Here is a 3235-nt window from a genome sequence, read left to right as displayed (position 1 = left end):
CCCCCCGTCCCCGTAGCGGACGCGTCCGACGCCGCAGGGCCGCCGCGCTGCTCGCCTCCGCCGTCTCCGTGTGTCTGCTCGCCGCGAGCGCCCCGGCCGAGCCGCTCGGTGTCGGGGACCGCCTCTTCCCGCACCTCGGCAACCCGGGCTACGACGTGGCGTCGTACGACCTCTCCTTCACCTATCCCGGCAGCAACAGCAAGCCGCTCACCGCCGTCACGACGATCGACGCCTGGACGACGACCGAACTCGACCGTATTAACCTCGACTTCGCGCACGGCGAGGTCCGCTCCGTGGTGGTCGACGGACGGCCCGCGAACTTCACCGGCGCAGGTGAGGACCTGGTCGTCACGCCCGACGAACCGCTGCCCGCCGGCAGCTGGATGCGGATCACCGTCCGGCACACGAGCGACCCCGTCTCCGCCACGGACCGGGACGGCGGCTGGGTGCGCACCGCGGACGGGCTCGCCATGGCCAACCAAGCCGACGTCGCCCACCTGGTGTTCCCCTGCAACGACCACCCCTCCGACAAGGCGATGTTCACCATCCGGGTCACCGCGCCGGACGGCTACACCGCCGTAGCCAACGGCCTGCCGACCGACGTGGACCGGGGCGCCCGGGCGACGACGTGGACGTACCGCACCCAGCACCCCATGGCCACCGAGCTCGCGCAGGTGTCCATCGGTCGTTCCACCGTGCTGCACCGCGACGGCCCGCACGGGCTGCCCGTCCGGGACGTCGTGCCCACCAAGGACCGCGCCGCGCTCGAACCCTGGCTCAAGAAGACCCCCGGCCAGGTCTCCTGGATGGAGGGCAAGGTCGGGCCGTACCCCTTCGAGACGTACGGCATCCTCATGGCCGCCGCCGACACCGGATTCGAGTTGGAGACTCAAACCCTCTCCCTCTTCGAGAAGGACCTCTTCACCGAACCCGCCTACCCCAAGTGGTACGTCGAGTCGATCATGGTCCATGAGCTCTCCCACCAGTGGTTCGGCGACAGCGTCAGCCCCCGCAGCTGGTCGGACCTGTGGCTCAACGAAGGGCACGCCACCTGGTACGAGGCCCTGTACGCGGAGGAGAAGGCGGGGCGCACCCTTGAGGCCCGTATGAAGGCCGCTTACGGTGCCTCCGACCGCTGGCGGGCCGCCGGCGGACCACCCGCCGCGCCCAAGCCGCCCAAGCCCGGCCAGAAGATCGGCATCTTCCGGCCGAACGTCTACGACGGCGCCGCGCTCGTCCTGTACGCGCTGCGCCAGGAAATCGGCCGCACGTCCTTCGAGGAGCTGGAACGAGCCTGGGTGCAGGAACACCGGGACGGCACGGCCTCGACCGCCGACTTCGTGCACCTCGCCTCCGAGATCTCCGGACGCGACCTCCGCGGCTTCCTCCAGGGCTGGCTCTACGGCGAGACGACCCCGCCGATGCCCGGGCACCCGGACTGGAAGGCCGTGGCACCCACCGCCGCACCGGTGAAATAAGGCGGTGACGAGACGCCCCGTGCCGTGCGACCATCTTCAGGTCGGCGCGGCACGGGGCGCGGGAATCTCCCGGGACGCTCGTGCGTTGAGTTACTTGACCGCCGAATCGGAATCCCCATCGACGTAAGGATCCAATGACCTCCTCTTCATCCCCTTCCCAGGACACGCAGCGCCTCGCGCACACCTACGCCGAAGGTCTTCGGGCCGATGCCCTGATGGAAGAGGACGTCGCCTGGAGCCACGAGATCGACGGAGAGCGGGACGGCGACCAGTTCGACCGCTCCGAGCGCGCGGCTCTGCGCCGCGTCGCCGGCCTCTCCACCGAGCTCGAGGACGTCACCGAGGTCGAGTACCGCCAGCTCCGTCTGGAGCGGGTCGTCCTCGTCGGCGTCTGGACCACGGGGACCGCGCAGGACGCCGACAACTCCCTCGCGGAGCTCGCCGCCCTCGCGGAGACGGCGGGCGCACTCGTGCTCGACGGCGTGATCCAGCGCCGCGACAAGCCCGACGCGGCCACCTTCATCGGTTCCGGCAAGGCCCTGGAGCTGCGTGACATCGTCGTGGAGTCCGGGGCGGACACCGTCATCTGCGACGGCGAGCTCAGCCCCGGCCAGCTCATCGCCCTCGAAGACGTCGTCAAGGTCAAGGTCATCGACCGTACGGCCCTGATCCTCGACATCTTCGCCCAGCACGCCAAGTCCCGAGAGGGCAAGGCACAGGTCGCGCTCGCGCAGATGCAGTACATGCTGCCGCGACTGCGAGGCTGGGGTCAGTCGCTGTCCCGTCAGATGGGCGGCGGCAAGGGCGGCGGCCTCGCCACCCGTGGTCCCGGTGAGACCAAGATCGAGACGGACCGGCGTCGGATCCGCGAGAAGATGGCGAAGATGCGCCGGGAGATCGCGGACATGAAGACCGGCCGCGAGATCAAGCGCCAGGAGCGCAAGCGCCACAAGGTTCCCTCGGTCGCCATCGCCGGCTACACCAACGCCGGCAAGTCGTCCCTGCTCAACCGCCTCACCGGCGCGGGCGTCCTGGTCGAGAACGCCCTGTTCGCGACCCTGGACCCCACCGTCCGCCGGGCCGAGACCCCGAGCGGCCGTCTGTACACGCTGGCCGACACCGTCGGCTTCGTACGGCACCTGCCGCACCACCTGGTCGAGGCGTTCCGCTCCACCATGGAGGAGGTCGGCGAGTCCGACCTGATCCTGCACGTGGTGGACGGCTCGCACCCGAACCCGGAGGAGCAGCTGGCCGCCGTACGCGAGGTGATCAGGGATGTCGGCGCCACCGGTGTGCCCGAGATCGTCGTGATCAACAAGGCCGACGCGGCGGACCCGCTGACGCTCCAGCGGCTGATGCGGATCGAGAAGCGTGCCATCGCGGTCTCGGCCCGTACCGGCCAGGGCATCACCGAGCTTCTCGCCCTGATCGACAACGAACTGCCCCGGCCGTCCGTCGAGATCGAGGCGCTCGTGCCCTATACCCACGGCAAGCTCGTCGCCCGCGCCCATGACGAGGGCGAGGTGATCTCCGAGGAGCACACCGCGGAGGGGACCCTGCTCAAGCTGCGCGTGCACGAGGAACTGGCCGCCGAGCTCGCGCCCTACGTGCCGGCACCGGTCGTGGCCTGAGCGCCCAGCGCCCAGCTCTCCCGAGGGGCCCGCCCTTTTTCTTGAAGGGGCGGGCCTTCGGCGTGTCGGGTCACCCGCGTTCGGGGTCGGCGGGGTGGGGTGCGTGTGGCTGGCGGAGTGCGTGTC

General features: G+C 70.2%; 2 protein-coding genes. Both read left to right on the top strand.

The window, feature by feature from the left end; genetic code table 11:
- Positions 1-47 precede the first annotated feature (47 nt).
- Positions 48-1478, top strand: coding sequence for a M1 family metallopeptidase (locus EHS43_RS41060; protein ID WP_125195613.1), 1431 nt, complete (start codon positions 48-50; stop codon positions 1476-1478).
- A gap of 134 nt (positions 1479-1612) precedes the next feature.
- Positions 1613-3109: a GTPase HflX gene (hflX, locus tag EHS43_RS41055; RefSeq protein WP_125195612.1), complete on the top strand. Its 1497-nt coding sequence runs from the start codon at positions 1613-1615 to the stop codon at positions 3107-3109.
- Positions 3110-3235: the final 126 nt, after the last annotated feature.

Origin of the sequence: Streptomyces sp. RP5T (assembly GCF_003933965.1) — a bacterium.
Lineage (GTDB): Bacteria > Actinomycetota > Actinomycetes > Streptomycetales > Streptomycetaceae > Streptomyces.
Note: the sequence above shows the minus strand (reverse complement) of the source record. Positions and strands in the feature narration are given on the sequence as shown.

What these genes read in the sequence shown, in the direction of transcription:
- hflX (WP_125195612.1), top strand. Translation starts at nt 1,613, where the DNA reads ATGACCTCCTCTTCATCCCCTTCCCAGGACACGCAGCGCCTCGCGCAC.